General features: G+C 53.8%; 27 protein-coding genes, 1 tRNA gene and 1 pseudogene. 18 read left to right on the top strand and 11 right to left on the bottom strand.

What is annotated here, in order from left to right:
* Positions 1-35: 35 nt before the first annotated feature.
* On the bottom strand, positions 36-593 hold the full coding sequence (locus ACP9M6_RS03425) for a hypothetical protein (RefSeq protein ID WP_427453467.1): 558 nt from the start codon (positions 591-593) through the stop codon (positions 36-38).
* 153 nt (positions 594-746) lie between these two features.
* On the opposite strand from ACP9M6_RS03425, the gene ACP9M6_RS03430 reads away from it, so the two are divergent.
* Both ACP9M6_RS03430 and ACP9M6_RS03435 read left to right on the top strand, forming a co-directional pair.
* Positions 747-1,382: a hypothetical protein gene (locus ACP9M6_RS03430; RefSeq protein WP_427453469.1), complete on the top strand. Its 636-nt coding sequence runs from the start codon at positions 747-749 to the stop codon at positions 1,380-1,382.
* Positions 1,383-1,556: 174 nt separating this feature from the next.
* On the top strand, positions 1,557-2,255 hold the full coding sequence (locus tag ACP9M6_RS03435) for a hypothetical protein (RefSeq protein ID WP_427453470.1): 699 nt from the start codon (positions 1,557-1,559) through the stop codon (positions 2,253-2,255).
* 13 nt (positions 2,256-2,268) lie between these two features.
* Here ACP9M6_RS03435 and ACP9M6_RS03440 read toward each other — a convergent pair whose 3' ends face one another.
* A complete protein-coding gene (locus ACP9M6_RS03440; protein ID WP_427453472.1) occupies positions 2,269-3,477 on the bottom strand; it encodes a M24 family metallopeptidase in 1,209 nt (402 codons plus the stop codon).
* 155 nt (positions 3,478-3,632) lie between these two features.
* On the opposite strand from ACP9M6_RS03440, the gene rpmE reads away from it, so the two are divergent.
* Positions 3,633-3,854 (top strand): 50S ribosomal protein L31, encoded by a 222-nt coding sequence (gene rpmE / locus ACP9M6_RS03445; protein WP_427453474.1) that lies wholly within the window; start codon positions 3,633-3,635, stop codon positions 3,852-3,854.
* 208 nt (positions 3,855-4,062) lie between these two features.
* On the opposite strand, the gene ACP9M6_RS03450 is transcribed toward rpmE, so the two are convergent.
* Both ACP9M6_RS03450 and ACP9M6_RS03455 read right to left on the bottom strand, forming a co-directional pair.
* Positions 4,063-4,623 (bottom strand): DUF1465 family protein, encoded by a 561-nt coding sequence (locus tag ACP9M6_RS03450; RefSeq protein ID WP_427453476.1) that lies wholly within the window; start codon positions 4,621-4,623, stop codon positions 4,063-4,065.
* Positions 4,624-4,712: 89 nt separating this feature from the next.
* Positions 4,713-4,910: a DUF1192 domain-containing protein gene (locus ACP9M6_RS03455; protein ID WP_427453478.1), complete on the bottom strand. Its 198-nt coding sequence runs from the start codon at positions 4,908-4,910 to the stop codon at positions 4,713-4,715.
* Between the two features lie 167 nt (positions 4,911-5,077).
* Here ACP9M6_RS03455 and ACP9M6_RS03460 point away from each other — a divergent pair, with 167 nt between their 5' ends.
* Positions 5,078-5,740, top strand: coding sequence for a DUF1013 domain-containing protein (locus ACP9M6_RS03460; protein ID WP_427453480.1), 663 nt, complete (start codon positions 5,078-5,080; stop codon positions 5,738-5,740).
* 39 nt (positions 5,741-5,779) lie between these two features.
* Here ACP9M6_RS03460 and ACP9M6_RS03465 read toward each other — a convergent pair whose 3' ends face one another.
* Positions 5,780-7,582 carry an ABC-F family ATP-binding cassette domain-containing protein gene (locus ACP9M6_RS03465; RefSeq protein WP_427453482.1) on the bottom strand — a complete coding sequence of 601 codons (1,803 nt, stop codon included), beginning with the start codon at positions 7,580-7,582 and terminating at the stop codon, positions 5,780-5,782.
* Between the two features lie 120 nt (positions 7,583-7,702).
* On the opposite strand from ACP9M6_RS03465, the gene murI reads away from it, so the two are divergent.
* Entirely contained in the window at positions 7,703-8,506 is an 804-nt protein-coding gene (gene murI, locus ACP9M6_RS03470; RefSeq protein ID WP_427453484.1) for a glutamate racemase, read from the top strand.
* Here the strand turns inward: murI and ACP9M6_RS03475 are convergent.
* Complete coding sequence (locus ACP9M6_RS03475) at positions 8,489-9,094, bottom strand: YqaA family protein (protein WP_427453486.1); 606 nt, start codon at positions 9,092-9,094, stop codon at positions 8,489-8,491. The genes murI and ACP9M6_RS03475 overlap by 18 nt on opposite strands.
* Positions 9,095-9,187: 93 nt before the next feature.
* Between ACP9M6_RS03475 and ACP9M6_RS03480 the strand changes: the two genes are divergently transcribed.
* Positions 9,188-9,271: transfer RNA gene (locus ACP9M6_RS03480), tRNA-Leu, on the top strand.
* A 98-nt stretch (positions 9,272-9,369) separates the two neighbouring features.
* Here ACP9M6_RS03480 and ACP9M6_RS03485 read toward each other — a convergent pair.
* A pseudogene (locus ACP9M6_RS03485) lies at positions 9,370-9,999 on the bottom strand (hypothetical protein); the annotation flags it as partial.
* Positions 10,000-10,378: 379 nt separating this feature from the next.
* Here ACP9M6_RS03485 and ACP9M6_RS03490 point away from each other — a divergent pair.
* The 3 genes from ACP9M6_RS03490 to ACP9M6_RS03500 all read left to right on the top strand — a co-directional run bounded on the left by ACP9M6_RS03490 (position 10,379) and on the right by ACP9M6_RS03500 (position 12,028).
* Positions 10,379-10,564 (top strand): PLD nuclease N-terminal domain-containing protein, encoded by a 186-nt coding sequence (locus ACP9M6_RS03490; RefSeq protein WP_427453488.1) that lies wholly within the window; start codon positions 10,379-10,381, stop codon positions 10,562-10,564.
* Positions 10,565-10,594: 30 nt separating this feature from the next.
* A complete protein-coding gene (locus tag ACP9M6_RS03495; RefSeq protein WP_427453490.1) occupies positions 10,595-10,993 on the top strand; it encodes a hypothetical protein in 399 nt (132 codons plus the stop codon).
* Positions 10,994-11,077: 84 nt separating this feature from the next.
* On the top strand, positions 11,078-12,028 hold the full coding sequence (locus ACP9M6_RS03500) for an endonuclease/exonuclease/phosphatase family protein (protein ID WP_427453492.1): 951 nt from the start codon (positions 11,078-11,080) through the stop codon (positions 12,026-12,028).
* Positions 12,029-12,079: 51 nt separating this feature from the next.
* On the opposite strand, the gene ACP9M6_RS03505 is transcribed toward ACP9M6_RS03500, so the two are convergent.
* Positions 12,080-12,241, bottom strand: coding sequence for a hypothetical protein (locus ACP9M6_RS03505; RefSeq protein WP_427453494.1), 162 nt, complete (start codon positions 12,239-12,241; stop codon positions 12,080-12,082).
* Between the two features lie 266 nt (positions 12,242-12,507).
* Between ACP9M6_RS03505 and ACP9M6_RS03510 the strand changes: the two genes are divergently transcribed.
* From ACP9M6_RS03510 to ACP9M6_RS03540, 7 genes are all read left to right on the top strand, one after another.
* Positions 12,508-13,497: an arginine N-succinyltransferase gene (locus ACP9M6_RS03510; protein ID WP_427453496.1), complete on the top strand. Its 990-nt coding sequence runs from the start codon at positions 12,508-12,510 to the stop codon at positions 13,495-13,497.
* A gap of 3 nt (positions 13,498-13,500) precedes the next feature.
* Entirely contained in the window at positions 13,501-14,844 is a 1,344-nt protein-coding gene (gene astB, locus ACP9M6_RS03515; RefSeq protein WP_427453498.1) for an N-succinylarginine dihydrolase, read from the top strand.
* Positions 14,841-16,109, top strand: coding sequence for a hydrolase (locus ACP9M6_RS03520; protein WP_427453499.1), 1,269 nt, complete (start codon positions 14,841-14,843; stop codon positions 16,107-16,109). The genes astB and ACP9M6_RS03520 overlap by 4 nt, the downstream gene beginning before the upstream one ends.
* Positions 16,106-17,488 (top strand): succinylglutamate-semialdehyde dehydrogenase, encoded by a 1,383-nt coding sequence (astD, locus tag ACP9M6_RS03525; protein WP_427453501.1) that lies wholly within the window; start codon positions 16,106-16,108, stop codon positions 17,486-17,488. Before ACP9M6_RS03520 ends, astD begins: the two co-directional genes overlap by 4 nt.
* A gap of 115 nt (positions 17,489-17,603) precedes the next feature.
* A complete protein-coding gene (locus tag ACP9M6_RS03530; RefSeq protein WP_427453503.1) occupies positions 17,604-18,434 on the top strand; it encodes a hypothetical protein in 831 nt (276 codons plus the stop codon).
* Between the two features lie 572 nt (positions 18,435-19,006).
* The gene (locus tag ACP9M6_RS03535) at positions 19,007-20,233 is read left to right on the top strand and encodes a dicarboxylate/amino acid:cation symporter (RefSeq protein WP_427453504.1); all 1,227 of its coding nucleotides are present in this window, start codon (positions 19,007-19,009) and stop codon (positions 20,231-20,233) included.
* Between the two features lie 190 nt (positions 20,234-20,423).
* Complete coding sequence (locus tag ACP9M6_RS03540) at positions 20,424-20,825, top strand: bacteriorhodopsin (RefSeq protein WP_427453506.1); 402 nt, start codon at positions 20,424-20,426, stop codon at positions 20,823-20,825.
* Positions 20,826-20,907: 82 nt separating this feature from the next.
* Here the strand turns inward: ACP9M6_RS03540 and ACP9M6_RS03545 are convergent, their stop codons facing one another.
* Both ACP9M6_RS03545 and ACP9M6_RS03550 read right to left on the bottom strand, forming a co-directional pair.
* Positions 20,908-21,546 (bottom strand): CC0125/CC1285 family lipoprotein, encoded by a 639-nt coding sequence (locus ACP9M6_RS03545; RefSeq protein ID WP_427453508.1) that lies wholly within the window; start codon positions 21,544-21,546, stop codon positions 20,908-20,910.
* 70 nt (positions 21,547-21,616) lie between these two features.
* Positions 21,617-22,114 carry a hypothetical protein gene (locus ACP9M6_RS03550; RefSeq protein ID WP_427453509.1) on the bottom strand — a complete coding sequence of 166 codons (498 nt, stop codon included), beginning with the start codon at positions 22,112-22,114 and terminating at the stop codon, positions 21,617-21,619.
* Between the two features lie 166 nt (positions 22,115-22,280).
* On the opposite strand from ACP9M6_RS03550, the gene ACP9M6_RS03555 reads away from it, so the two are divergent.
* On the top strand, positions 22,281-22,733 hold the full coding sequence (locus ACP9M6_RS03555) for a hypothetical protein (protein WP_427453514.1): 453 nt from the start codon (positions 22,281-22,283) through the stop codon (positions 22,731-22,733).
* A 3-nt stretch (positions 22,734-22,736) separates the two neighbouring features.
* Entirely contained in the window at positions 22,737-23,201 is a 465-nt protein-coding gene (locus ACP9M6_RS03560; protein ID WP_427453516.1) for a hypothetical protein, read from the top strand.
* A gap of 42 nt (positions 23,202-23,243) precedes the next feature.
* On the opposite strand, the gene ACP9M6_RS03565 is transcribed toward ACP9M6_RS03560, so the two are convergent.
* Positions 23,244-24,572 carry a hypothetical protein gene (locus ACP9M6_RS03565; protein ID WP_427453517.1) on the bottom strand — a complete coding sequence of 443 codons (1,329 nt, stop codon included), beginning with the start codon at positions 24,570-24,572 and terminating at the stop codon, positions 23,244-23,246.
* Between the last annotated feature and the right edge of the window lie 89 nt (positions 24,573-24,661).

A 24,661-nucleotide genomic window follows, 5' to 3' on the forward strand; every position in this document is an offset into this window, starting at 1 on the left:
GGGACCCGTGTCAAGCACGAGCAAACTGGACGCGTCTAGGCTGTTCTCTTTTTTCTTCCACGACGGCGCACGAGAAAAAAGATCAAGGCCGCAATTGCGAGTAAAAAGACCAGTCCAACAATTTTCGCCACGCGTTTCACGGCTTCCAAGCCTTCGCGTATGGGCGAGCTGTCATAGGCGACGACATTTATATTGGTAATTTGGCAACACTCGCCCTGCGAATCGAGCGCATATTGTGTTGTGACTGTCATATACCCGTCCTGGGTCTGAATTTCAGAGACCAAATTAATATCGCGCGTTTTGCCCGCGCTGGATGAAAAAGAGGATGCGCTGTTCACCCCGACATAATCCCGACGGATTTCATCACCGCCCGATACATTGTCGAGGATCGTTTCTAATTGGGCTTGGGTGTCCTCATTTTCCACATCAAGATCAAAGGCCCTTTCAATCCGCGACGTGTCGCGGTCCAACAGCCTGTCAATATGTGCCATATGGTCTGCTCGTATATCTTCGGGGACAGTTTTTTCCACCATACCCTGAATGGAGCAAGCGGAGAGGAGGAGCGCAGACAGGGCGAGGAAGAAATATTTCATATCCTACCCGTAACCGCAGACAAGGTCCGTGTGAAGACACGTTGGGTTAACCCTAACCCTAAGTTTTGAGCTTTGTTTGAGCGGGCTTTTACCTTTCGCCGTTAGAGCAGAAATGACTGGGAGAGGGTCAGCATGCAGCCAAAACAATCATCTATGAGCCTGTCTGATATGCGGGCGCGGCTGCAGGCCTCGCGTCAGTCACCGCAATCCGGTGGATATGACTTTAAACAAGCCCCGCAAGCTCAGGTTCAGTTCAGCCAACCTCCGCTTTCCGTCAGTTATGAGGAGGAGCGGGCGCAGAAAATGGAAGCCCTGAAAGGGCGGCTGACCCACTTGCATCTATATTGGCACATTTATGCGATCGTCGGGTTCTATTGTCTCCTCCAAGCCATGATGCTGTTTCCAGATATTTTCCCGGGCATGTCGGGGGTGAAAACGCCCTATCAGATGGGCGCACCGATTATCGGGTTACTGATCCCCGCAGTAATGTGTACGGGCCTTTTTGTCATTTTGAGGGGCTTCCGGCGGTCCTTGCAGAATGCTGCCAAAATCACCGAAGCCAAAGGCTGGTCCAAAGTCGAATGGACAGGCGCGGCTATCGGGTTCGCTGCCATGTTTTATATGGCGTTTCTCTATGCGGGTCCGCTCGACGGGATGATGTTAGAAGAATATCGTCATGTTCCGTTCAAACTCACGCCGCGCGAATGGATTATGGCGGTTGTGAAATGTCTGGGCGGCGCGGTCGGTGGCGCAATGCTATCCCGACGGTTTTTCGGCAGCGGGGCCTGAGCTTAGCCAAAGGGCGCGTTGATGCTTCGGCTCGGCTGCGTAAACCATTTCGGACCGTTCGCGGTCATATAGAAATGATTTTCCAGCTGAAAGATGAATTTCTCCCAATTGGATAAAATCAGTTATGGTTGACAGGTTAAAGATAAAGTAATATCATTACATTACGAGGTTGGTATGTTTCGAAAATTTGGAATCAGTGTTGTTTTTATACTGGCAGCCGCCACGTTCGCGTCTTCTGCGTTTGCAGGTATGATGACAGACCAAGAGATAGTTTGTCCGGTTGGAGGCGAGACATTCGTCATTACCGGAACGGCATCCTGCTCGACTATGGGGCGTAGACTTTCATTAAAGCCTGTGACGTCTTGTGACTTTGTCACACGTCTGCCAGTCTGCCCTTCAAACGGGTTACCTGTATATCGTGACTTCGAAGAGGGCGACATAAAAGCACTTGAGCGTTTCATGGAAACGGAAGCCTATTCAAGTTTGCAATCTGAACAACCCTATCTCCGAGCCTACTATATTGCGAAAGCAGTAGAGACGGCTGATAGTCAAGAGCCATTTTTCCTCCTTCAAAATGGAGTGTGGTATGGTGAAAAAGACGCAAAGCTGGACGAACTTTATCAAGCAGAACTCGATCTAATAAATGAAAGCCTGCCTGAAGAAGATAGGCCTTTTTGGCTGGCCGCAGGCGCTCATCATGCTTGGGCGAGTGGAAAAAGTGAGCGGGCCGCTCAGCTTTTTGTAACCGCAAAAAGTCTGGACAGTGGTGAAAACGATTATCTGAGTGGTTATTTAGATCGTCTCGACGCATGTTTCAGAGGAAGTCTGGAAGCTGATGAGTGTTCGTCCGACACGCATATTCCAAAAAACTGATTTCGCATGCCTCTCACCCAAACGGCGCATCCACACCCTTACTCGGCTGCGTAAACCATTTCGGACCGTTCGCGGTCATATAGAAATGATCTTCCAGCCGCACGCCGAATTCTCCGTAGAGACAGATCATCGGCTCGTTTGAGAAACACATGCCGGGTTGTAGGATCGTATCATCGCCCCAATTGAGGTAAGGCCATTCGTGAATGTCGAGTCCGATACCGTGACCCGTGCGGTGGGGCAGGCCAGGTGTCGCGTAGCCGGGGCCGAAGCCGCGTTTTTCTAATTCTGCTCGCGCGGCGAGGTCGACATCGCCACATCGCGTGCCGATTTGCGCGGCGTCAAACGCCTTGGCCTGTGCGGCTTTTTCCGCATTCCAAACCTCGCGTTGTTTCTCTGTCGGCTCGCCGAAGACATAGCTGCGCGTGATGTCGGATATATAATCATGCAGCTGACAGCCCGTATCAATCAGGACCATATCGCCCTCTTCCAAAGCTTTCGGCTCGCGGACGCCGTGCGGGAAGGAACTGTCAGGACCGAACAGGACGATTTTAAAATAACTGCCCTTGGGTGCACCAACTTTACGGTGTGCCGCGTCGAGAAATTCGCCGACTTCCGTCGTGGTAATCCCCGCATGCAGCATGGACGCCGTAGCTTTATGGACGGCCAGCGTCATCTCTTTCGCGCGGGTCATCAGCTTGATTTCGGAGTCTGATTTGATCATGCGACAGGTCGCCGTGATGGATGCGCCATTGGTTAGCGTGAAACCGGGCGAGGCCTTGGCAATCCCGTTACTGACGAAAAAAGGCGTGGCTTCATCAATCCCGATCTGCCCTGACGTGATACCCACATCTGCTAAATGCGCGGCGATGAGGCCGTAGGGACTTTCATGTTCTTCCCATGTGGCAACCTCGCCAGCCACCGTCATGAACTGTTCGAGTGTACCTTTCTCAAAGGCGGGCGCGATATAGACTGGGGGTCCCTCTCGGAGCACTAATGCCCCGACCATACGTTCCGACCCGTGCCAGCGCGTGCCCGTGAAATAATAAAGCGACGTTCCCGCATGGAGATAGAGCGCGTCCATATTTTGTGCCGCCATCAGGGTTTGAGCCTTGTCCAACCGTGCTTGATATTCCGCTGGCGCAATCGGTGACACGCCCGCCGTCATATCGGACAGGGTTGAGAGGGCTTCTGCTGCGGTTTTTCCGCCGACACCTTCGGTCATAATCGTCTCCTGCGTTGCGTACGTTCAAACATCTCCGCCCTCCGGCTGCAACCGTGAAGGCGCATGTTGACGAACAGAACATCCACCGCTATGTCGCGCCCTCGCGAGCGGGAGACCCAAAAACGCAACCCCGTGACCAGATAAAGGCAAAAACCATGAAATCCGATACTCACCCAGACTACCACATGATCACCGTGCAAATGGTGGACGGCTCGACATACCAGACGCGCTCCACTTACGGCAAGGAAGGCGACACACTCGTCCTCGATATCGACTCCAAGACGCATCCGGCTTGGACAGGCGGCGACGCGAAATTGATGGACCGCGGCGGACGTGTGTCCCGCTTCAAGGACAAGTTCGCAGGCTTCGGCGTTTAAGCTGAGTTTACAGACAAAACGAAAAAGGCTCCCTTTGAGGAGCCTTTTTTATTGAATGAAGCTCTATCTTCATGTCCGGTCACTCCAGCGAAAGCTGGGGTCCAGAGCGTCTATGTCGTTTGGTGATTTAATGGAGCTCTGCTAAATCTCGCTCTGGACCCCAGATCAAGTCTGGGGTGGACGGAGAATGGGAGAGAGTAGTCGTCAATTACCTGCCGCGATTAAACGCCGCTTCCAGACGGTTGATCTGATCCGCGACTGTATTTCCGGCCTGTGCCGCGATCGTGCCATAGAGCGAGCGGTCGAGGCGCATGATCCGCTCATAGAGTTGTTCGGAGCGGGCCAGCAAGTCGAGCAAGCGGGCGGGAAGCGCATAGGCATCTTTCGCCAAATCGGAAAAGCTTAACGTGCCCTCGGATTTTTCTTCCGCGACGAGACGGTATTTATCCGCGCGTGCTTCGGACAATTCCATCTCGTCCTCTTTCAGGGCGCGTTGCACGAGGAGCCAGCTCGCCACCTGCATGAGGCGCGTTGTCAGGCGCATGGACTGACTGGCATAGGTCATGGCGTCGTCGCGGCCCAGTTTTTTACTATCCTGACGACCGGGACCGTCCAGATAGGCGGCGGTTTCCTCGACGAGGTCCATGCCCTCGCGGAAAGTCTTGGCGAACAATTCCGACTTCGTGAAGGCGAGCAGACGGGCTTCCGCCTGCGGAGTCAATGTATCAGTCAGGTGTGTTTGCGGTGTATTGGGCATGGGGGCAGCCATAATATTCATCTCTTTGCGCAGTGTGTCGTCGTTGGGACAGTATTGCAAGGCGCAAGCCAGACTGTCGCAGGTCATCAATAATGGCTGTTTTAACTCTTCTTGCCGAAAAGAGCGTGGGCGGCGTCCTGCTCTTTGGCTTTCTTGACGCGTTCCGCCTCGAGGCGCGTAATCTCAGCCTGATAGACAGCAATGCGCTCGGTCAGTTCCGCAACAGACAGACCGTAAAGGTCTTCACCGGGTTGCGGGCTCACGCTCGCTTTTGTCGGTTCATCGCCGAATATTGACATTTACACGCTCCTATTACCCGAGTGCTAGCCTCTCTTGCCAAAGAGGGATTAATCTATTATGTGCAGAGCACGATTTGCTTACTCACACAGTAAAAAAATCGTAAAACCACCCCGCTGAGCGGGGTTTTTTAATGCCTGATGATTGGCACCCGACTGGGGAGAGACACATGACACAGATTTTGATGCCGAAAGCGACTGCCGTCTGGCTGATCGACAATACCGGCCTGACCTTTAAGCAGATTTCCGAATTTTGCACGCTGCACATTCTCGAAGTCGAAGGCATTGCCGATGGTGACGTCGCCGCGGGTATTCGCGGTGCGGACCCGATTGCAAATGGACAAATAGACCGCGCGGAAATTGAGAAGGCCGAAGCTGATCCAAATTACGCGATGAAGCCCAATACATTCGATGCGGACACGATGGAGCCCGTGACGAAGAAAAAAGGCCCGCGCTATACGCCGCTTTCGCGTCGTCAGGACCGTCCTGACGCCATTGCCTGGCTCGTCCGGAACCATCCGGAAGTGACCGACCCGCAAATCTCCAAGCTCATCGGCACGACGAAGCCGACGATTAAAGCCATCCGCGAGCGGACCCATTGGAAGATCAACACGATCAATCCGACAGATCCCGTCAGCCTCGGTCTTTGCACACAAATTGATTTGGATGCCGTTGTGAAAAAAGCGGCTGAAAAACGCGCGAAAGAGCAGGAAAAGCTCGACGCGGAAGGTGGCGGTGAAACCCTCGCACCCTTGCCAACGCCGGAACCCGAGGCTGAAAAGCCAAAGGTCGAACACACGCTGGAGAGCCTGTTCAAGCCGAGTACGGACTAGCCTGTCTTAGACATTTAAATGTGAGAGAGGCGGAGCGGTCTACCCCTCCGCCGCCTCACGCAAGAGCTCCAGCTCAATCCACTCTTCTTCCAGCGTTTCAAGTTTCTCTTGTGCCTCGCCAAGCGCGAGAGACGCCGCCATGAATTTATCCGCATCTGTGGCGTAAAGTTCAGGATCGGCCAAAACGATATTGTATTCGGCGATCTGTTTTTTGACCTTTTCCATATCCTTAGGCAGATTTTCCAAGCGGAACTTATGTTTATAAGACAGCTTGATTGAGCCGGAACTCGGCTTGTCCTCGGACTTGGACGCCTTCTTCTTTGCCGTGGCCTCCGCCTTGCGCGACCGCACACCTGAGCCGCGCTGGTTGATGAGGTCGGAATAGCCGCCCGCATAGATCTGCCACTGCCCGTCGCCTTCATAGGCCAGTGTGCGCGTGACGGTCCGGTCGAGGAAATCGCGGTCATGCGAAACAACAATGACGGTGCCGGTATAATCCGCGACAATTTCCTGCAACAGGTCCAGCGTTTCCAGATCGAGGTCATTTGTTGGTTCATCAAGGACCAGAAGGTTGGACGGCAGGCGTAGCCCACGCGCGAGTTGTAACCGCCCGCGTTCACCGCCTGACAGCGCGTGAACGGGGGTTCGTTTCTGTTCGGGCAGGAAGAGGAAGTCTTTCATATACCCAATCACATTGCGCGATTGATCCGCGACGATCACGGTATCACCGCCGCCATCGGTCAGCGCATCGGCCAGCGTCCAGTCGGGGTCCAGCGTTTCGCGGTTCTGGTCAATCACGAGGGGTTCGAGATTCAGACCCAGCTCCACGCGACCCGCATCCGGTTCCAGCTCACCCATGATGAGTTTCAGGAGCGTTGTCTTGCCCGACCCGTTCGGCCCGACGACGCCAATACGTTCGCCCCGATGAATGCGCATAGACACGTCATCCACGACGATGCGCCCGTCAAAACCCTTGGTGACATTTTCGAGACGGGCCACGCGTTTGCCGGAGGTCTTGCCCTGCGTGACGGTGATGTCTGCTTGGCCAACGCTTTTCTTGGCGGATTTCAATTCCTGCCGCAAATTGCCGAGCTCCTTCATCCGGCGGACATTGCGTTTCCGGCGGCCGGACACTCCATGCACGACCCAGTGCTGTTCGCGGTGTATCTGCCGCGCGAGCTTATGACGGTCCAGTTCTTCCTGTTCCAGAAACTCATCGCGCCAGTCTTCGAAATGCGCAAAGCCCTTATCTAATTCACGCGTCTCGCCGCGGTCCATCCAGAGCGTTTTGCGCGACAGGGATTCGAGAAAACGCCTATCATGCGAAATCAGGACAAGCGCCGCGCTCATCCCGGCGAGCTCACCTTCCAGCCACTCAATGGCGGGTAGGTCCAGATGATTTGTCGGCTCGTCCAGCATCAGAATATCGGGCTGTGGGGCGAGTGTGCGGACGAGGGCCGCACGACGTCGTTCGCCGCCCGACATATGCGCGGGGTCTTCGCGTCCCGTCAGGCCGAGCGCATCCAGAAGGTAGGGAATGCGGAACCCGTCATCGGCCCCGACCAGGCCATCGCGGACATAGCTCTCCACATCGGCAAAAGCGGATAGGTCAGGGTCTTGAGGAAGATAACGCCAGCTCGTTCCCGGCTTCACGAAGCGTTCTCCGCCATCGGGCTCAACCAATCCCGCCGCGATTTTCAACAGCGTGGATTTACCCGACCCATTGCGTCCGACCAGACAGATGCGGTCCCGCGCATGAACGGCGAAATCCGCCCGTTCCAACAGGGGCGTCGACCCGAAAGTCAGCGAAATATCTTTAAGTGTTAAAAGAGGTGGAGCCATGGCGCGGTGAGATAGGCGAGGCCGCGCGGAATTGAAACACCTAACCTCTGCTGCATGCCAGCCCGGACTTGGCCGCATTCTCTTCATACTTTACTCACCCTGTTGCGCCAGAACGCCCCTATGTCGCATCATGTCCTCGTTTTTGATTCCGGTGTTGGTGGTCTGTCCGTCGTCGCGGAAATCCGTAAACGCTTGCCGGGGGTACATTTATCTTACGCCGCCGATGATGAATTTCGACCTTACGGAAATAAGACAGAGAACCAGCTGCGGAGAAGACTCCCGGGTTTACTCCAAACGCTGGTGCTGATGCTCAACCCGGATGTCGTGGTTGTCGCCTGTAATACGGCCTCGACAATCGCGCTGGAGGCTATCCGCGATGTAATAGATATTCCTGTGATTGGGGTCGTCCCCGCGATTAAACCTGCGGCGGAAAGTTCTCGCATGGGCGCGATTGGTGTGCTGGGCACGCCGGGGACGGTGAAGCAAAAATATGTCGATGCCTTGATAGCGGATTTCGCCGCGGATTGCCGCGTTGTGCTGCAGGGGTCGACCCGCCTCGTGGTGCAGGCGGAACAGAAGCTCGCGGGCAAAGATGTCGATATGGACGTCATTCGCGCGGAGGTCGCGCCCATATTTGCAGGACGGACCGGCATGGATATTGATGCCGTCGTGCTGGCCTGTACGCATTTTCCACTCCTGCGGGACGAGTTAAAACAAGCTGTCCGTCAAAGCGTGCAATGGATAGATAGCGGCGAAGCGATTGCGCGGCGGCTGGAAGACGTTCTGAAAAATATATCTGAAGCGGGTGCCCCACCCTATCCGCAAACTGCCTTCCTCATTGGACCTGATACAGACCCCATTCGGGGACAGGCCTTCGCGACTTACGGGTTCCCCCGAACGATTGGCCTAATGCGGGACGAGTGATTTATACGCAAAATACATGGCGACCAGCACGGCGAATAAGCCGATGGAGAAAATACCGAAATGCTCTTTCATCCAACGTTCCGCCGTCTCACCCAAAACGCGGACAATCCCCGCGACAAGGAAGAAGCGCAATGTGCGTGAAATGACGCTGGCAATGACAAAGATCCCAAAGGCGACGGGAACGGCGCCGCTCATGATGGTAATCACCTTATAGGGAAAGGGCGTAAATCCCGCGCCAAAGACCCATAATCCACCATGTTCCTGAATACTGGCGCTAAACCGTTCCATACTCTCGGCCTTGCCGAGTTTTTCGAGCAGCGGTCCTGCGATCGTCTCAAAAAACAGCATGCCGAGCATATAGCCGAATATACCGCCGAGGACAGAAAACACGCTTGCCCAGAGCGCAATCCGCCACCAGGATTTCGGCTTGGCCTGCACCATAGGCATGATCATAACATCAACGGGGATGGGGAAAAACGAGCTCTCCGCAAAGGAGAGCGCGCAGAGGATCGGCATGGCCCGCTTATGGCCAGCGGCCGCCTTGGTATTATCATACCAGCGTTCCAGAAATGCGAGCTTACCTTTCACGTCATCCTCATATGTTGATCGTGGACGGTCGGCTATATGGCCAAAAGGCTTGACGCCGCAAGCCCTGCGTTTATGTAGACGCCACTTCGAGATGCGGGTGTGGCGGAATTGGTAGACGCGCGGGATTCAAAATCCCGTTCCATTGGAGTGTCGGTTCGATTCCGACCACCCGTACCACGGCTCAGGTCAGAGCTTTTACCGCCTTACCACGAATAAATCTGACCCACGGCTTGAATTAGAACCATCCCGCCAAAGGCAACGAAGCTGCACGTAGCTTACGCGCCTAATGTTACGATGAGCACGGCCTTAATCGTGTGGACGCGGTTCTCGGCCCGCTCGAGCTGGATAGCTGCGGGGCTTTCAAAAACCTTCTCCGTGACTTCCATCTCGGAAATGCCGAATTTCTCTTGGATATCCTTACCGACTTCCTTCTCTGCATTGTGAAAGGCGGGGAGGCCATGCATAAATTTGGTCGTGGTCTTGCCGGACGCCGCCATAAGTGCGGCATTGACCTGATAAGGTGTCAGCAGCTTGATCCGTTCCTCCCATACGCTGTCATCCTCGCCCATCGAGACCCAGACATCGGTATGGATAAAATCCACGCCTTTGACAGCCTTCTGTGGGTCTTCTGTGATCGTCACGGTCGCGCCTGTCAGTTCGGCCTGCGCCTCCGCGGCTTTACGGAACGCATCGCTGGGCCAAAGAGACTTCGGCGTGGCAATGCGGACATCCATGCCCATCATACAGCCCGCAATCATCAGCGAATGGCCCATGTGACCCACATAGGTAACGCCTGCACCTTGGTCCTGTGCGGCGACTTCGAACGCACAGCGCGTACGCATCGAACCTTTCTCTAAGATAAGCACAATGCTCTTACCGATCAGGCGCCGTTTTTCGACGCCGCTCTATATTGCGTGCTTCAGGTCGCGTGCAAGACCTGGCGGTCATGCAGTGGCCGCGACCACCTCCACGCCTCAATTCAGAGCCGCTGAAAATCATAACCTCGCCACCCGGCTTGCGCAAAGATCGTGTTGTGCGCGCTCATTTAACGGGCCTAATCATTGTGACTAAATATGTGATAAATTGAAATTTGAGAGTGCGGGATGTCCCTCTGCAGGCACAGCTTCGACGTAAAAATAACAATTTACGGTCAGAACTTTCGCCGATCGTTTCCAGTATAATGACCTATCCTCTCATCTCATTTTAAACTTTCTCGGAACGCAAAGCCGCGTGCTGTGTTGATTTAGTAACAGCGCTAACGCTGAACAACGCAAGGAGAATTAAATGTTAGAAGGCTTATTAGGTCTTATCCATCTTATCATCGCAATCTGGGCCATCCTAAACATAATCGGCTCATCAGCCTCCGGCGGTAAGAAGATCCTGTGGACACTCTTCGTATTATTCTTCCCGCTTGTCGGTCTGATCATCTGGTTCTTTATTGGACCAAAATCGAATGGCCGCATCGGCTAACGCAACCCCAAATCTTTAGAGGAGATGTAAATGACATATTCAAATGAAAACAATCAATCCAACTCCAATAAGAGCGGCGGATCAAAAATTGCCTTCATCGCAATTGGCGCCGTCCTCGTCGCAGGGGTCGCCGCAGCAGGTTTATACCTGACAGATGTGGACCAAACGCAAGAAGCCAAACTTCCAAGCGTTGATGTCCAAGTCGTAGACGGCCAGTTGCCCGAATTTGACGTAGATGTTGCAACAGTCGATGTCTCAATGAAGGAAAAGAAAGTTGATGTCCCCAAGCTAGGGGTCGAAACAAAGACAATTGAAGTCGAAGTGCCAGTCGATGTGGAGGCGGGCATGGAAGAGGAAGCCATTGACGTTCCGACAATCAGTATTGAGCGTCCGGAAGAAGACAATCCGGCGGATAATCCAGTCGACTAGACTTTTTGGAGTTTTGAATAAATAAGCCGCCCCTCGGGGCGGTTTTTATGTTTAAAGAAGCATATGTATAGTCTTGAAATCATAATGCGTATCTGGGCCCTCGCGCTCTTAGTCGGGGCCGTCATTCCCTATTTTCGCGAACAAACCTGGTGGCTCCGCGCTTGGACCTATTCACGGTTGCAGATGATTCTTCTGCTGAGTGTAACGGCGGTCTTATTCATATGGCTTCCTGGACTAGGGGAGCTTTTTGATAAAATTCTATTCGTCGCAATCCTGGCGGCCGGTTTAGGTTGCCTTTCTGATATCATACCCTTCACGAAACTCTGGCCCGTTCAGACACCGAAAGTAAAACCTGGTGAAGCGCATGTTCCCATCCGCCTCATGGTCGGGAATGTATTGATGGAGAATGATAAATATGAAGCCTATCTTGAGCAGATAAAAACAATCTCACCGGACATTCTTTTCCTGGTTGAAACAGATGAAACCTGGCGTGAAGCCCTATCTGGTCTTGAGCCAGATTATCCGCATAAATATTTACTGCCACTGCCGGACTTTAACGGGATGCTTTTCTATTCCCGTTATCCGATTATAAAATCAGACGAGCGCTATCTTGTCCAAGACCATATTCCATCGCTCACACTGGATTTGGATGTTGGCTATGACCAGCCATTGAGGTTTTACGGTGTTCACCCGCGCCCACCGCGACCGGAAGATGACACGGCAGATCTCGACAAAGAACTCGGCTTCGTGGCGCATGAAGTCGGGCATTATGAAGGCCCGGCCATCGTCACAGGTGACCTGAACGATGTTGGTTGGTCATCTACCACAAAGAAATTTTTACGCGTGAGCGGATTAAATGATCCGCGTTTGGGGCGTGGGTTATTTAACAGCTATAATGCAAAAAACCCATTTGTGCGGTGGCCGTTAGATCACGTTTTCCACTCAAGGCACTTTGCCCTGAATGATATGAAGCGATTGAAAGCGCATGGCTCCGACCATTTCCCGCTCTTAATAGAGTTCGCTTTGCGAACCTAATTTAGGTCGGCAAGGCCAATCTACGTGGCGAGGAACGTGTCGGTGCGGTAGTTAGAGATCGTAAAAGGCCGGCTTTTGCAGGCGCCGCCGTTCACGACCTTTCGGTTTTCGACCTTTGGGGGCCTGATACCAATCATCAGCATCATAGTCGCCATCAAAGCCCGACATTTGCGGGTTGAGGAACTCTTTGGTTTTACGGTGACGTTTGGACATAGTGCCTCCTAAAAACGTCTGCCACGGTCCCTGAACGCCAGACCATCTCATATATAATATCTCAACATGATAGAAACTGGAAAGCGAAAAGTGACGCGTTTCACAAATATTTTAATCAGCGCAGCATCCTTATGAATTATCGTTTCCGCCTCTTGGGCGCAGCGGGTTGAATTGCTCTCACTCCGCCGTTACTAACGGGACAACACGGCAACTGCTGGCGCATCGGGCGGACGGCTTGCCGGACTTTTCAACCGGAAAGGCCGCCCGTGACCTTATTTCGACCTGCTTCATTAGACGATGTTTCCGCGATTGCAGCTTTTACGTCAAAAGCCGCCTCCGGCCTGACGACCGTACCGAAGACCGAAGAGACCGTTGGCGCCTATATCACCGAATCCATGAAATTTATCGGGGGGGACGATAGCGCCAACCGGCTGCTCTTCGTGGTCGAGCGCGACGGCAAGGTTGCGGGTATATCCGGCATTATTCCCCGACTTGGCGTGGACCGTCCCTTTTATTCCTTCAAGAAGTCCCGTCACGCGCGCAAGGCCTCGAAAGTCGATCTTTCGGTCAGATATGAAACGTTACAACTGACGACGGATTTCGATGATTACACCGAACTGGCCACCATGTTTATCGCACCGGAATCGCGGGGGCAGGGCATAGCGCGGCTTCTGTCCTATGGTCGTCTGGGCTTTATCCAAAACCATCGCCGACGTTTTAATGACAGGCTGATGGCGGAAATTCGCGGCTGGTTTGATGAAAATGAAAACTCGCCCTTCTGGGATCATCTGGCCTCGAAATATATCCAAACCGATTTCAAAACCGCCGATGAACTCAGCAATGGCAGCGGCGAGTTTATGATAGAACTCCTGCCCGCCCTGCCGATCCTTCTGAACCTGTTACCCCAAAGCGTGCGGGATTGCGCGGGTAAGCCGCATCATTTGTCTGCGGGGGCAATGAAATTGCTGATGACGGCCGGATTTGAAGACACGGATATTTGCGATATTTTCGACGGGGGTCCAGCCGTACAATGCCGGACAGATAAGACGCTCATCGCGCAAACGGTCTATCAGGCCACGGGCGGCGGCGTGGAAACGTCCGATCATAAATATCTTCACTTCACCGGCCAGAATGAGGGCTTCCGTGCCGCCATGGGACCCGCCTATCCAGGTGCGGAAAAAGCCGGAAAAGAACCGTGTGATATTCTCGGTACCATCACGCCCAAGGTCGCATTGGCCCAAGACCGGAAGGCGTAAACCATGACGGTCGAAATGAATTTTGACGGTCTTGTCGGGCCGTCCCATAATTATGCGGGGCTGAGTCACGGGAATATCGCGTCCTCGACCCATAAGGGCCAAGCCGCCAATCCGCGCGCCGCGGCCCTGCAAGGTCTGGCCAAGATGCGCCATATGATTGACCTCGGTCTTCCGCAGGGTTTGCTACCGCCACAGGAACGTCCCTATATTCCGGGCTTGCGGGCCTTGGGCTACAAAGGCTCGGACCCGGCTGTCTTAGAAGCTGCGTTCAAGGACAGCCCCGCACTCGTCGCGAATTACAGCTCCGCCTCCTGTATGTGGACGGCCAATGCCGCGACGGTCACACCGGGCGCGGAAAGCGCCGATGGCCGCGTGCATTTTACGCCCGCCAACCTGATGGCCATGCCGCACCGCGCGCTGGAAGACGCGCAGACGCACCGCATGCTCTCCTTGATTTTCGCTAATCGCGAACGGTTTATGGTCCACGCGCCGCTGGCCCATACCCCGTTGCTGGGAGATGAGGGCGCGGCGAACCATAATCGTCTGTGTAAATCGCACGGCGCGGCGGGGCTGGAATTATTTATCTATGGCCGCGACGCGCTGGGGGGGAATTCGGATCTCAAATTCCCCGCACGGCAAACCCTGCAAGCCAGCGAAGCCGTCGCGCGACTGCACGGTTTGCCGGAGGCTAATACCGCCTTCCACCCGCAATCCGCCACCGCCATCAATGCGGGTGCCTTTCACAATGATGTTGTCTGCGTGTCGAATGAAAATGTCCTCTTCTTTCATGAAAACGCCTTTGATGATCCGGCGGCGTTGGAGGAAGTGCTGTCCATCAAAGCGCAACGGCTCGGCTTCCGCCCGCATTTCATTATGGCACCGACCAAAGATGTGCCGCTGGCCGATGTGATTTCGAGTTACTTATTTAATTCGCAACTCGTGACGTTACCCAATGGAAAAATGGCGCTCATCCTACCGACGCAAGTCGAAGAAACGTCGAGCACGAAAACCTTTGTCGACTCCGTGCTCGCGGGCGATAATCCGATCACGCAAGCGCATTATCTCGACCTCCGGCAGAGCATGGCCAATGGCGGCGGCCCTGCCTGTCTGCGCCTGCGCGTGGTGCTGGACGCCGCGCAGCAGACGGCCGTCCATTCCGGTGTCGTGATGGCCCATGAAAAAATCGAGGCGTTGGAGGGTTGGGTCAAGGACCATTACCGTGACCGCCTCACGGGCGGAGATCTGGGCGATCCCGCCTTCCTGACCGAGACCCGCACGGCGCTCGACGCAATGACCCAACTTCTCGACCTGCCAAACCTCTATGATTTTCAAAGGACCGCGTCATGAATGCCGATGACCTCCCACTGGGCGAATTATCCGATCTGGACCGCAAAGCCCTTGACCATCTCGCCACGCGGCAGGATGCGATGTTGGAGAGAACGGTTCAGTGGGCGAAGATTAATACGGGCAGTTGGAATGCTGACGGGCTGAACACACTCGCGCCGATGATTGTTGACGCATTCGGCGAAACGGAAGCCAAAGTCGATTTAATTAAAACCGACTTGATTGAGAAGGTCGACGGCAAAGGCGTGATGCAGGGTTTCCAATCCGCTCCCGTCATTCGCGCCACCGCTCGTCCCGACGCACCGTTACAAGTCGTCATGACGGGCCATTATGACACCGTCTTTCCCGACGGCACATTTACCGAGATCACAGACCTCGGCGGTGGGAAGCTGAACGGCCCCGGTCTCTGCGATATGAAGGGCGGCATTTGCGTCATGCTGGAAGCGTTGAAAGCGTTCGAGTCCGGGCCGTTGAAAGAGCGCGTCGGCTATCAAGTCGTTCTCTCCCCCGATGAGGAAACAGGCAACCACGCCTCTAATTCCCACATCATGGACGCCGCCCGAACTGCGCATATCGGCCTGACATTCGAGCCCTGTATGGAGGACGGGTCCTTCTCCGGCGCGCGGAAAGGCTCCGCTGTTTGGGATGTGATCTTTCAGGGCAAGTCCGCCCATGCGGGCCGCGAACCGGAAAAGGGGCGCAGCGCCCTGATGGCGGCGGCCGAGTTCGCGTTGAAGATCGAGGCTCTGACAGATCAACGCGAGGGCACGACCTTTAATATCGGCTCCATCGATGGTGGCGACGCCGTGAACGTCGTCCCCGCGCTCTGCGTCGTGCGCCTCGGCGCACGTGCGCCTGACGGACCAAGTGCCGATTGGGCGCAGGGTGAGGTGGACCGCATCCTCGCGGAAGTCACCCAACGCGACGGCATCACGGCCCACACACATGGCGGCTTCTACCGCCCGCCAAAGCCGCGTAATGCGGCGCAGAACCAACTCTTCGGCGATGTCGCGGAAACGGCCAAAGCGCTCGGCATTGAGATTAACTTCAAGGATACGGGCGGCGTCTGCGAGGGCAATAATGTCTTCGCGGCAGGCACACCCAATATCGACACATTAGGTGTCAGAGGTGGACGCATCCATTCTGCCGAAGAATTTATGATGGTCGATAGCCTGTCTGAACGCGCAGGTCTTGCCACACTGATCCTGCACCGGATTGCGGATGGCCGCATCGACGCCAAGGCGATTAAAGAATTGATGAAAACATGAGCAACATAATTAAATCCATCTGCCCCGCCACGGGCGATATCGTCTGGGAAGGCGCTGCTGCGTCGGAGGCTGAGGTTCATGCTGCCGTCGCGAAAGCCCGCGCCACCTTTGCCGATTGGTCGTTGACCTCGTTCGATCACCGCGCGGATATCGCCAAAGCCTATGCGGAAAAGGTCAAAGCGAAATCGGAAGATATCGCCCTCGCCATTTCCCGCGATATGGGCAAACCGCTCTGGGAGGCCCGCACGGAGGCGGGTGCGATGGCGAATAAGGTCGCCGTCTCGATCGCCAGCTATCACGAGCGCACACCCACGCGCCGCACGGATACGACGCAATTGACCCATCGTCCGCATGGCGTGATGGCCGTCTTCGGCCCATTCAACTTTCCGGGCCACTTGCCCAATGGGCACATTATTCCGTCGCTCCTCGCGGGGAATACGGTTGTGTTCAAACCGTCAGAACTGACCCCGCAAGTCGCGGAGATCATGGCGCAGTGTTGGGCCGAAGCGGGCCTGCCGGACGGTGTGTTGAACCTCGTCCAAGGCGCGCGGGAGACGGGCGGCGCACTGCTCAATGCAGAGATTGACGGCCTCCTCTTCACGGGCAGCGCGACGACGGGCGCGTTTTTCCACAAACATTTCGCGGGCCGACCCGAGGTCATTCTCGCACTGGAAATGGGCGGAAATAATCCGCTCATCATTCGCGAACCCGTCGATATAGACGCCGCCGCAGACCTCGCCTTTATGAGCGGGTTCATCACGGCGGGGCAGCGCTGCACCTGCGCCCGCCGCCTCATCCTGCCCGAGGGCGCATTTGGTGACGCCATCGTCGCCGCGCTGGAGGCCCGCATCGCCAAAGTCAAAATCGGTCGCTGGGACGAAGAGGATATCTTCATGGGTTCCGTCGTCTCGGAAGGCGCGGCCAAAGCCGCCATAGAGTTCGAAGCCAAATTGAAAGCCGCGGGCGGAACCTCCATCCGCGCATTGGAACGCGACGGCGCATTCCTGCGCCCCGGCCTGATCGATGTAACCAATGCGGACGTGCCGGATGAAGAGCTCTTCGCGCCCTTTATGCAGGTCATCCGGACGCCTGATCTCGACACCGCCATCGCGCGCGCCAATGCGACTCGATTCGGCCTCGCCTCCGGTCTTATTTGCGATCAATCCTCGGTTTGGGACTATGCCAATCCCCGCCTTCGCGCGGGCATCGTCAACTGGAACAAGCCCACAACCGGCGCCGCCTCCAACATGCCCTTTGGCGGCCCCGGCCTCTCAGGCAATCACCGCCCCGCCGCCTATTACGCCGCGGATTACTGCGCCTGGCCACAAGCGGGGCAGGTGAGTGAGGTGGCGGTGGGTCCGGCTATGCGGGGGTTTTAGTCTCACTATTGATAGACGTTCAGGAATATATTTCTGATTGCCGATGAGCACGACTTGAGTTTAGATTTCTGTAAACCAAAGTTATAAAATAACAAAATTAGAAAGCGAAATCAAAATGGTCCGAATCTTTATTGCGCTCTGTGCTGTTGCTGGCTTGTCAGCTTGTGCAACAAAACCTGCTCCTGCTTTATTTCAAGGAAGTTCAGGTTGGAGAACACTTCCGAACACGACTGAGCTTGTTTCAACTGACGTCGCGGCAGGTGAGTTAATTGCGGATCGTGAGATTGAGTTCACAAGGACTGGAATTTTGCAAAATGATGTCAAAAACATGCTTGGTATTGTTAAAATGAAAGCAGGATCTCCCGTATATGCCATGTCATATGGAGGGGCGCCTCGATCCTTTAGTCCATTAGCGTGGTGTGCACCGTCGACATCTGAAAACAATGTTGGTTCATTCCTAACGGGTGAAAACGATGTTGAATGTTTGATGTATAACGGCCTGACCGGGCGTGCTGTCAGAACGGATGGGAATAGTTCGAGTCGCTTTTTCGCGGCCAACATGACGCCAACCAGCACATCAATCGCCATACCAGATATTAAAGAGGGGCCTGTTGATTTTGGCAGAGACTTGTCTCTTCGCTTGTCAGCCGCCTCTCTGACAGGAAAAACGCTAGACGCTATTCAATATTTTCATGATGGAGAAGACCAAACAATCCTCCGTCAACAAAAACTAAAATATGATGAAAACGATTCGGTTCTTTGGTCAGTATGGGGCGGGCTATTAAAGCTTACACGTACAGGCTCCGAAGAAGCGCCGCGATTGAAAGTCGAACAAGTCAGGCCTTTCAGCGATGTCAGTTTAACAAACGCTCAAATGCTACAACTCCTGGAAGCATTAGCAGCCGTGCAAAATAATAAAGCAGGGTCTGTTGAGGGTGATAACTAAATCTTGCGAGCATGTTTTAACCCCGCATTTATAAAAAACATAATCCCCACTTTCCCAAATGCCCCTATATTCAAACTCGTTCTTTCAGACATGGGACAGGTAGAGCTCATCTGCTCGTTTGAAGGACGGTGTGTTTATCGGTGTGGTGTGAGAGCCATATCGGGGGACCGGATTTCGAGTGCCTGACTCCCTGTGACGGGAGCAGTCAAGTAAGGCCGTTATCTGTAAAACACCGCCGCGTTGGCAGTGTAATTGGCGCAAGCCAAATACACTGAGCGTAAGGAGTTTATCGTCTTACAATCGATGAACTTCGAGATTTGGAAAATGTAACGGTATCGCCGACCACTCAACCTTGTCTCACGCGCTTGGCCTCCTGCGTAAAACATTAAAGTTCTTGGTCTCCATCGCGGAGGTCACCACGCGGACGTCCCATTTTATTTGGACACTCGCCTACCCCGCCGCACGCGCAGATCGTCGGTCGCAGCTTCCGCTTGCCTGTCTAACGCTTTCGCGACTTGCCCTCATGGATAGGTCTGCCTAGACAATCCTCAAAAGATAAAGGGACCTCACTCATGTCGCGTATTCACGATATTCCACTCCTGCTCCTCGTTGTCATTGCGGCGGGTTTGGCGTTTCTCTTCTGGTTCCTCGGATTTTCGTGGTTGGCGCAGGATATTGCGCCGGGCGGAACCTATCTTGTTAAATCTATTGCAGGCTTGGCGAAAGACGCGCTCTTTGTGCCGCTTAAGCCGCTGATGTATGCGCTCATCATTCTCTCCATCGGGTCGAGTATTGCGATCTCGCGCGGCGGGCTCGGTGCAAAATTCATTCGGGTTTTGGCGTTCTTCGTCATGTTCTCTCTCGCGGGCTTGATCCTTGGAATCATCGCCTATCTCCTATTTCAAAACTTGCCCATCCTGCCGGACCCGGCCACGATTGGTGCAGGCGGCGGCAATATTAAGCAGACGCCATTTCTTGCGAAAATTTACGGCGTGCTGACATCGGCATTGATGATTTCGATCTATGCGGGTGTGTTGCTGGGCAAGGCTCTGTCCAAGCTCGATCTTGGCGTTCAGGCGGATAAAGTCTCGGACCTCTTCATCGCGGGCTTTCGGAAATTCCTCCAATATACAATTCCATTAGCTGTCTTTGGCTCCATCACATTGGCCTTGAACAGTCCCGGTGGTGTGCAGACATTGGGCAATCTCTTCCCGCTGCTGCTGCCTTATCTGATGGCGATGATCCTGACATGGTGCCTCGTCGTGGGCGTGACGGCGGCAATGCAAAAACGCGGGATTGGGTTCGTGTTACGGGCCGTGCTGCCACAGGCGCTCGTCGCCTTCTCGACCAGTTCCTCTATTGCGACGCTGCCCGCGACGCGGATGGCCTGTACGCAGCTCGGCGCGAATGCGGATGAGTCGACACCGTTCTACACGATTGGTGCGACCATCAATATGGTCGGTACACTCATCGGTCTGCTGCTGCTGTCGCTCTATGCGATCAAAGCCTTTGGTATTGATCTCTCTATTGCGGAAATGGGTGTCGTTGGATTGCAATCGATGATTTTCGCCACAGCCGCCGCGGGCACACCCTCAGCCTCCGTCGTGCTGTTACAGGATATTCTCATCAGTCAGGGCGTCTCGGCCGAATATGCGACCTATGTCACCGGATTAATCATTACGATCGACACGTTGATACTGGACCGTCTGCGGACCGTCATGAATACACAATCGGATTCCATGAGCACGGCGAATGGGCTGAAGCTCTATTACAAAACACCAAAAACACTTGAGAGTTAGAAAACCCATATCCTTACAAGGCGGGTTGAAAGGAAAATTATAATCTAGAGGACGCTTGAAATCGTAACTTAACTGTTACTTCGGATGCAAATTCCGATGGGAAAACCTGTTTCACAGGGTATAATCTGGAGATTTCAGTGGAAAATAATTACCTCAATCTGGCTAATATGGTCGCCCTCTCAGACGTTCATTGGACTCTTGGGTCTCTGTCTCTCATGGTGGCCTATGGGGCGTGATTTCAACCGTCTTCTTCGCCTGGTTGCTCTGGGAAGTCTTCGCGACCATCCGGGCGGGTAAGGCAACAACACCTGCCACCCTTGATAAATGGCGGACAAATCTTTGGTGGTATATCCTGCCAACATGGGGTCTCTACCCGCTCGCCTACGCCCTGCCGCAGCTCGGCCAAACGGCGGATATTGTTGTCGCGCAGCAATTCATGTTCACGACGGCCGATATCACGACAAAACTTGTTTATGGTGTCATTCTCTCACGCTTCTGTCTGCGTCGCTCCGCTTTGGAGGGTTATGCCCCGGCTATCTCCGCTATGGACGGGACGGGTGTAACATCATCGCTTCAGACGAATGTGAAATAGTCACCGAGAAGATCGGATAATAAAAAGCGCCCGTTAATTTTACGGACGCTTTATTCATGCATTTAATTTTGACGACTTAATCTTAGGACGTCTCTTCCGGAAAGGTTATCGCACTGGAGAGGTTTTCCAGAACCTCGCGGGCATTGAACGTGTTCGGGCCGTCCGGTCCGGCGCCGCGACCAAATTTTACTTCGGATGTTGCGCGGTATTTCGTAATTTCGCGGACATCAAAATCGTCAAAGAACGGGTCATAGAAGGGATCATAAAATCCACGGCGGCCAAACCCGCGTCCCCGGTTGAAACCGGCAAAGCGGGAATAACGATAGCCGCGCGACCAGCCAAAGCGGGGGCGGTAAAAGCTGTAACCAAAATAAGGGTCATACCCACCAAGGCCCGGCGTGACACGGACACGCGTATTTTCTTCCGTCTCGCGCTCTTGCAAGGTGAACGTATCAAAGCCGCGTTCAACGGCCATTTCCGCCGCGCGGTAGAGCAGGTAATTCTCAACCGTGTCGCGTTTGGTTAGAGAGTTACCGCCAAATGTAATCCGCGCGCGGTCATTCTCGATCATCTGTTGGGAAAAACCGTCAAAGCCTCCGGGCTCTGACGCGGCTTGATATGGGGTCGCCGTGGCGCAGGCCATGAGGGCGCAGGCAGAGGCCGCCAGCAGCAGGTGTCGGGCTTGTCGGAAGGGGGGTAAAGACAAGGATGTCATAGTCATATCTCCTGTTTGGCCAACTAAATACGCGGTTCAACCTGAACAGAGGCTGAAATAATGTGATAAACTTACATCAAATTCCGTCGGATTGCACATCACCTCTACTTAAAGATCGTGTGTGGTGATGCCGAATATCCAGTCCAAATGACACTAGCGCCCATACTGAGAGGAGCGTGGCGAGGCCAATCGCGGTGAACCCGACCCAAACCGGGAGGGGCGTATATGTGACCGATAAGGCCCCCAAGACGACCCAAGGCAGCATGAGGAATAGGGTCCAAAGATAATGCGCGAGCCGCCCGCCCGTCCGGTAAGCGCGACGTGCAAATTCTGCGACCACAGCAAAGGGGACGATTGCGAGGACGAATAAGCCGAGCGTCAGAATAAAGACTGAGACCAGATGTTCAGGTCGCGTATCATTCTCCGCAAAGCCTGCGAAAAACCAGATCGCTGCAATGACGCTCAGGATGGTGCCAAGTGTTGCGAGCAAGGTCGCGATTAAGTCAGCCGGACGGCCTACTACGCGGGGCAGTGATTCACTTGGTGTGACGGGTTTAATGGCATCATCTGTCATGTCGCTAGGATAGCCACAGGAGGGCGAGCCTGTCACCTCGGCAATTGAGGTCATTTTAAGAGCGGCGAAATATTCCGAAACAAAGCGGAACGGATTGTAACACACCTTAATTGGACGACAGCCTGTAAGACTCCCACGGTTGATATCTCAATAGGGGAGATAAAATATGAAAAAATTAGATTTAGCCGCGGCAACGATAGGCTTGATGACGATATTTGCGACGCCTGCGCAGGCGCAAATGAGCGCGGCTTTTACGCCAGACTCTGACTTGCAAGCTCGCGCGACATTCACCATTCCATTTGGCGGGGACAGTCAAAAATCGACCTCGAAGCCACAACTGTCTTTGGGTTTTCGCAGTGAGACTGTTCGTCCCGGCGTGTCGGACTGGGCATTGCGTCCTAATTATGAGTCTGTGGATGTGCGGGAATTTAAACTCTCGCTGACTGTGGAAGACACGCCAACTCTCTTGCTAAATGATCAGGCGTTGATGTTTGGCGATCAGTTTTCCGCGAAGGACGATAAGAAAAGCGGGTTGGACACGTATGACAAAACCGTTCTGACTGTCATCGCGGGATCGTTAGCGATTATCGTCGGTGTCATAGCTGTGACGGCGGATTAGATCATGACCTTTAAACAAGTAGCTCTCACACTCTCCGCCTGTCATCTGGCCATGCTCCCCGGATTGGCGCAGGCCCAATCCTCAGACTTCGACAGAGCCTATGCCCCACAAGGGGCAGAGGCGCGGTTCAGCCTGACCATTCCATTGGGGGAAAGTTCGTCAGCTTCAAAAACTGCACCTAGGCTCGACTTTGGCGTTCGCAATTATGCGCAGTCCTCGGATATTTCTCTGGATTGGATGCGAAATGATGAACCCAATTACCGCGAAATGCGCTTGGGCTTTACTTTGGAAGACTCTCCACAGCTTATGATGAATGAGCGCGTGATTGTCATGAGTGAGGACGAACAGGCCAATATTGGCACCGCCGGTAAAATCGGCTTAACCGTTGTCGCTGTTGCATTAGTCGGCGTTACCGTCATTGCGGTTGCCTTCGCGAGTTGCGACCCGAATTGTTTTGATGATGAGTAGATAAAAAGCCTGCCAAGATTATTTATCAAGGCGGGTACAGGCTTAGTAACAAACAACTCTGCCAGCCGTGTCTTTATAGCAGCTGGTACTCTCACCATCGGTTCGCCAACGATCTTTCGATGACTCCAGTGCACGCATTGCATTTCCGGATCGCTCATTCTGTGCGCGGATTCTTTCAGCCTCTTCTGCAGCGAGTGCGCGTTGTTTGGCCCAATAAGCATTGGATTTCGCAGTCTTCTCACGTTTGATTTCTGCCGCGCGTTCTTTCTCGCGGCGTTCGCGTTCCGGCGCGGTCCTCAACCATTCCGCATATTTCGTTTGTAGTCGGTTAGACGTGAAGCTGACGGCGGACTCAGGCGTATATCTTGCATGGGACGGGTCATGGAGATGGCCTTTCGTATCAAGCAAATACCCCGTTAGGCTGTGCCACTGCGCAGAATCTTTAAGTTTATAAGCTAATGAATGCGTCCCGGGTAAATAGACCTGCGGGTCGTAAGGATTGATAATAGGGTCGACAATTCGGATATCATCCAGCAGATCGTAATCTCCGTGCCGCGCGAGAACATTCCGTCCATTCATATCATGTCTCAGCATTCGTCCGACGACATTATAATCATATTCGATACCGTCCGATCTGACGATGATCCATGCGGTATATCGGTACTTCGAATTCTCCGGTTGTTTTGGACGAATTGGAATAACACCCAAAATACCTTTGGCTTTATTATAATAATCATATCCCCCGCGTACGACGTCGTAATAAACCCGTTGTTCCGGCGTGCCCCCGACAGAAGGTGGGAGCGTTCCAGCGGGTGCGAGAACGGAGGTTCCGCGTGCAGTTTGAGCAAAGAATAAGGCGGGCCCCTCTCCACCTGTCATATCAGGATCAATATATTTTGAAACATTGACGCCGTCTTTATTGAGGTAATTAAAATAAATGCGATTAGAAAAAACGGCATATCCTTGTTCTTGGCTGGTGGCACCGCTCGTAGATCCGATTATATTCTCCACGCGATAAGCTTCACGTCCATAGCTATCCAGTCCAATGATATCGAAATAACCGTTGCGAATATTTGTTTGAGCAATTGCGACACTCGGTTTTTTATCACTGAATGAGGTCACCAAAACCCTTTCATAATTCTCAGGTGCGGGAATCATGTCTCCTGTTTTTAAATCAGCAAAACTATAGCTTCCGTCAATCCGCTGAACATAAGCGACAGCGTCAGAAATCGGCAGAACTTTTAGGAAGAATGGCTCTAAGATCAGTTTTCCCTTGGCATCCCGATAGCCAACGGTGGATCTGTAGGAATATTTAGAAACATCTTCAGGCGTCTTATCCAACCCTTGCTGCTTGATGGCTTTCGCGAACATCTTTTCTATATAGGCTTTATCGCGTTCCTCTACGGGCACGCGCGGCCTCGAAACCGTTTTAACAGCAACGGTTTCCCCGGTTTTGGCCG

Source organism: Litorimonas sp. WD9-15 (assembly GCF_050271975.1).
GTDB lineage: Bacteria > Pseudomonadota > Alphaproteobacteria > Caulobacterales > Maricaulaceae > Litorimonas.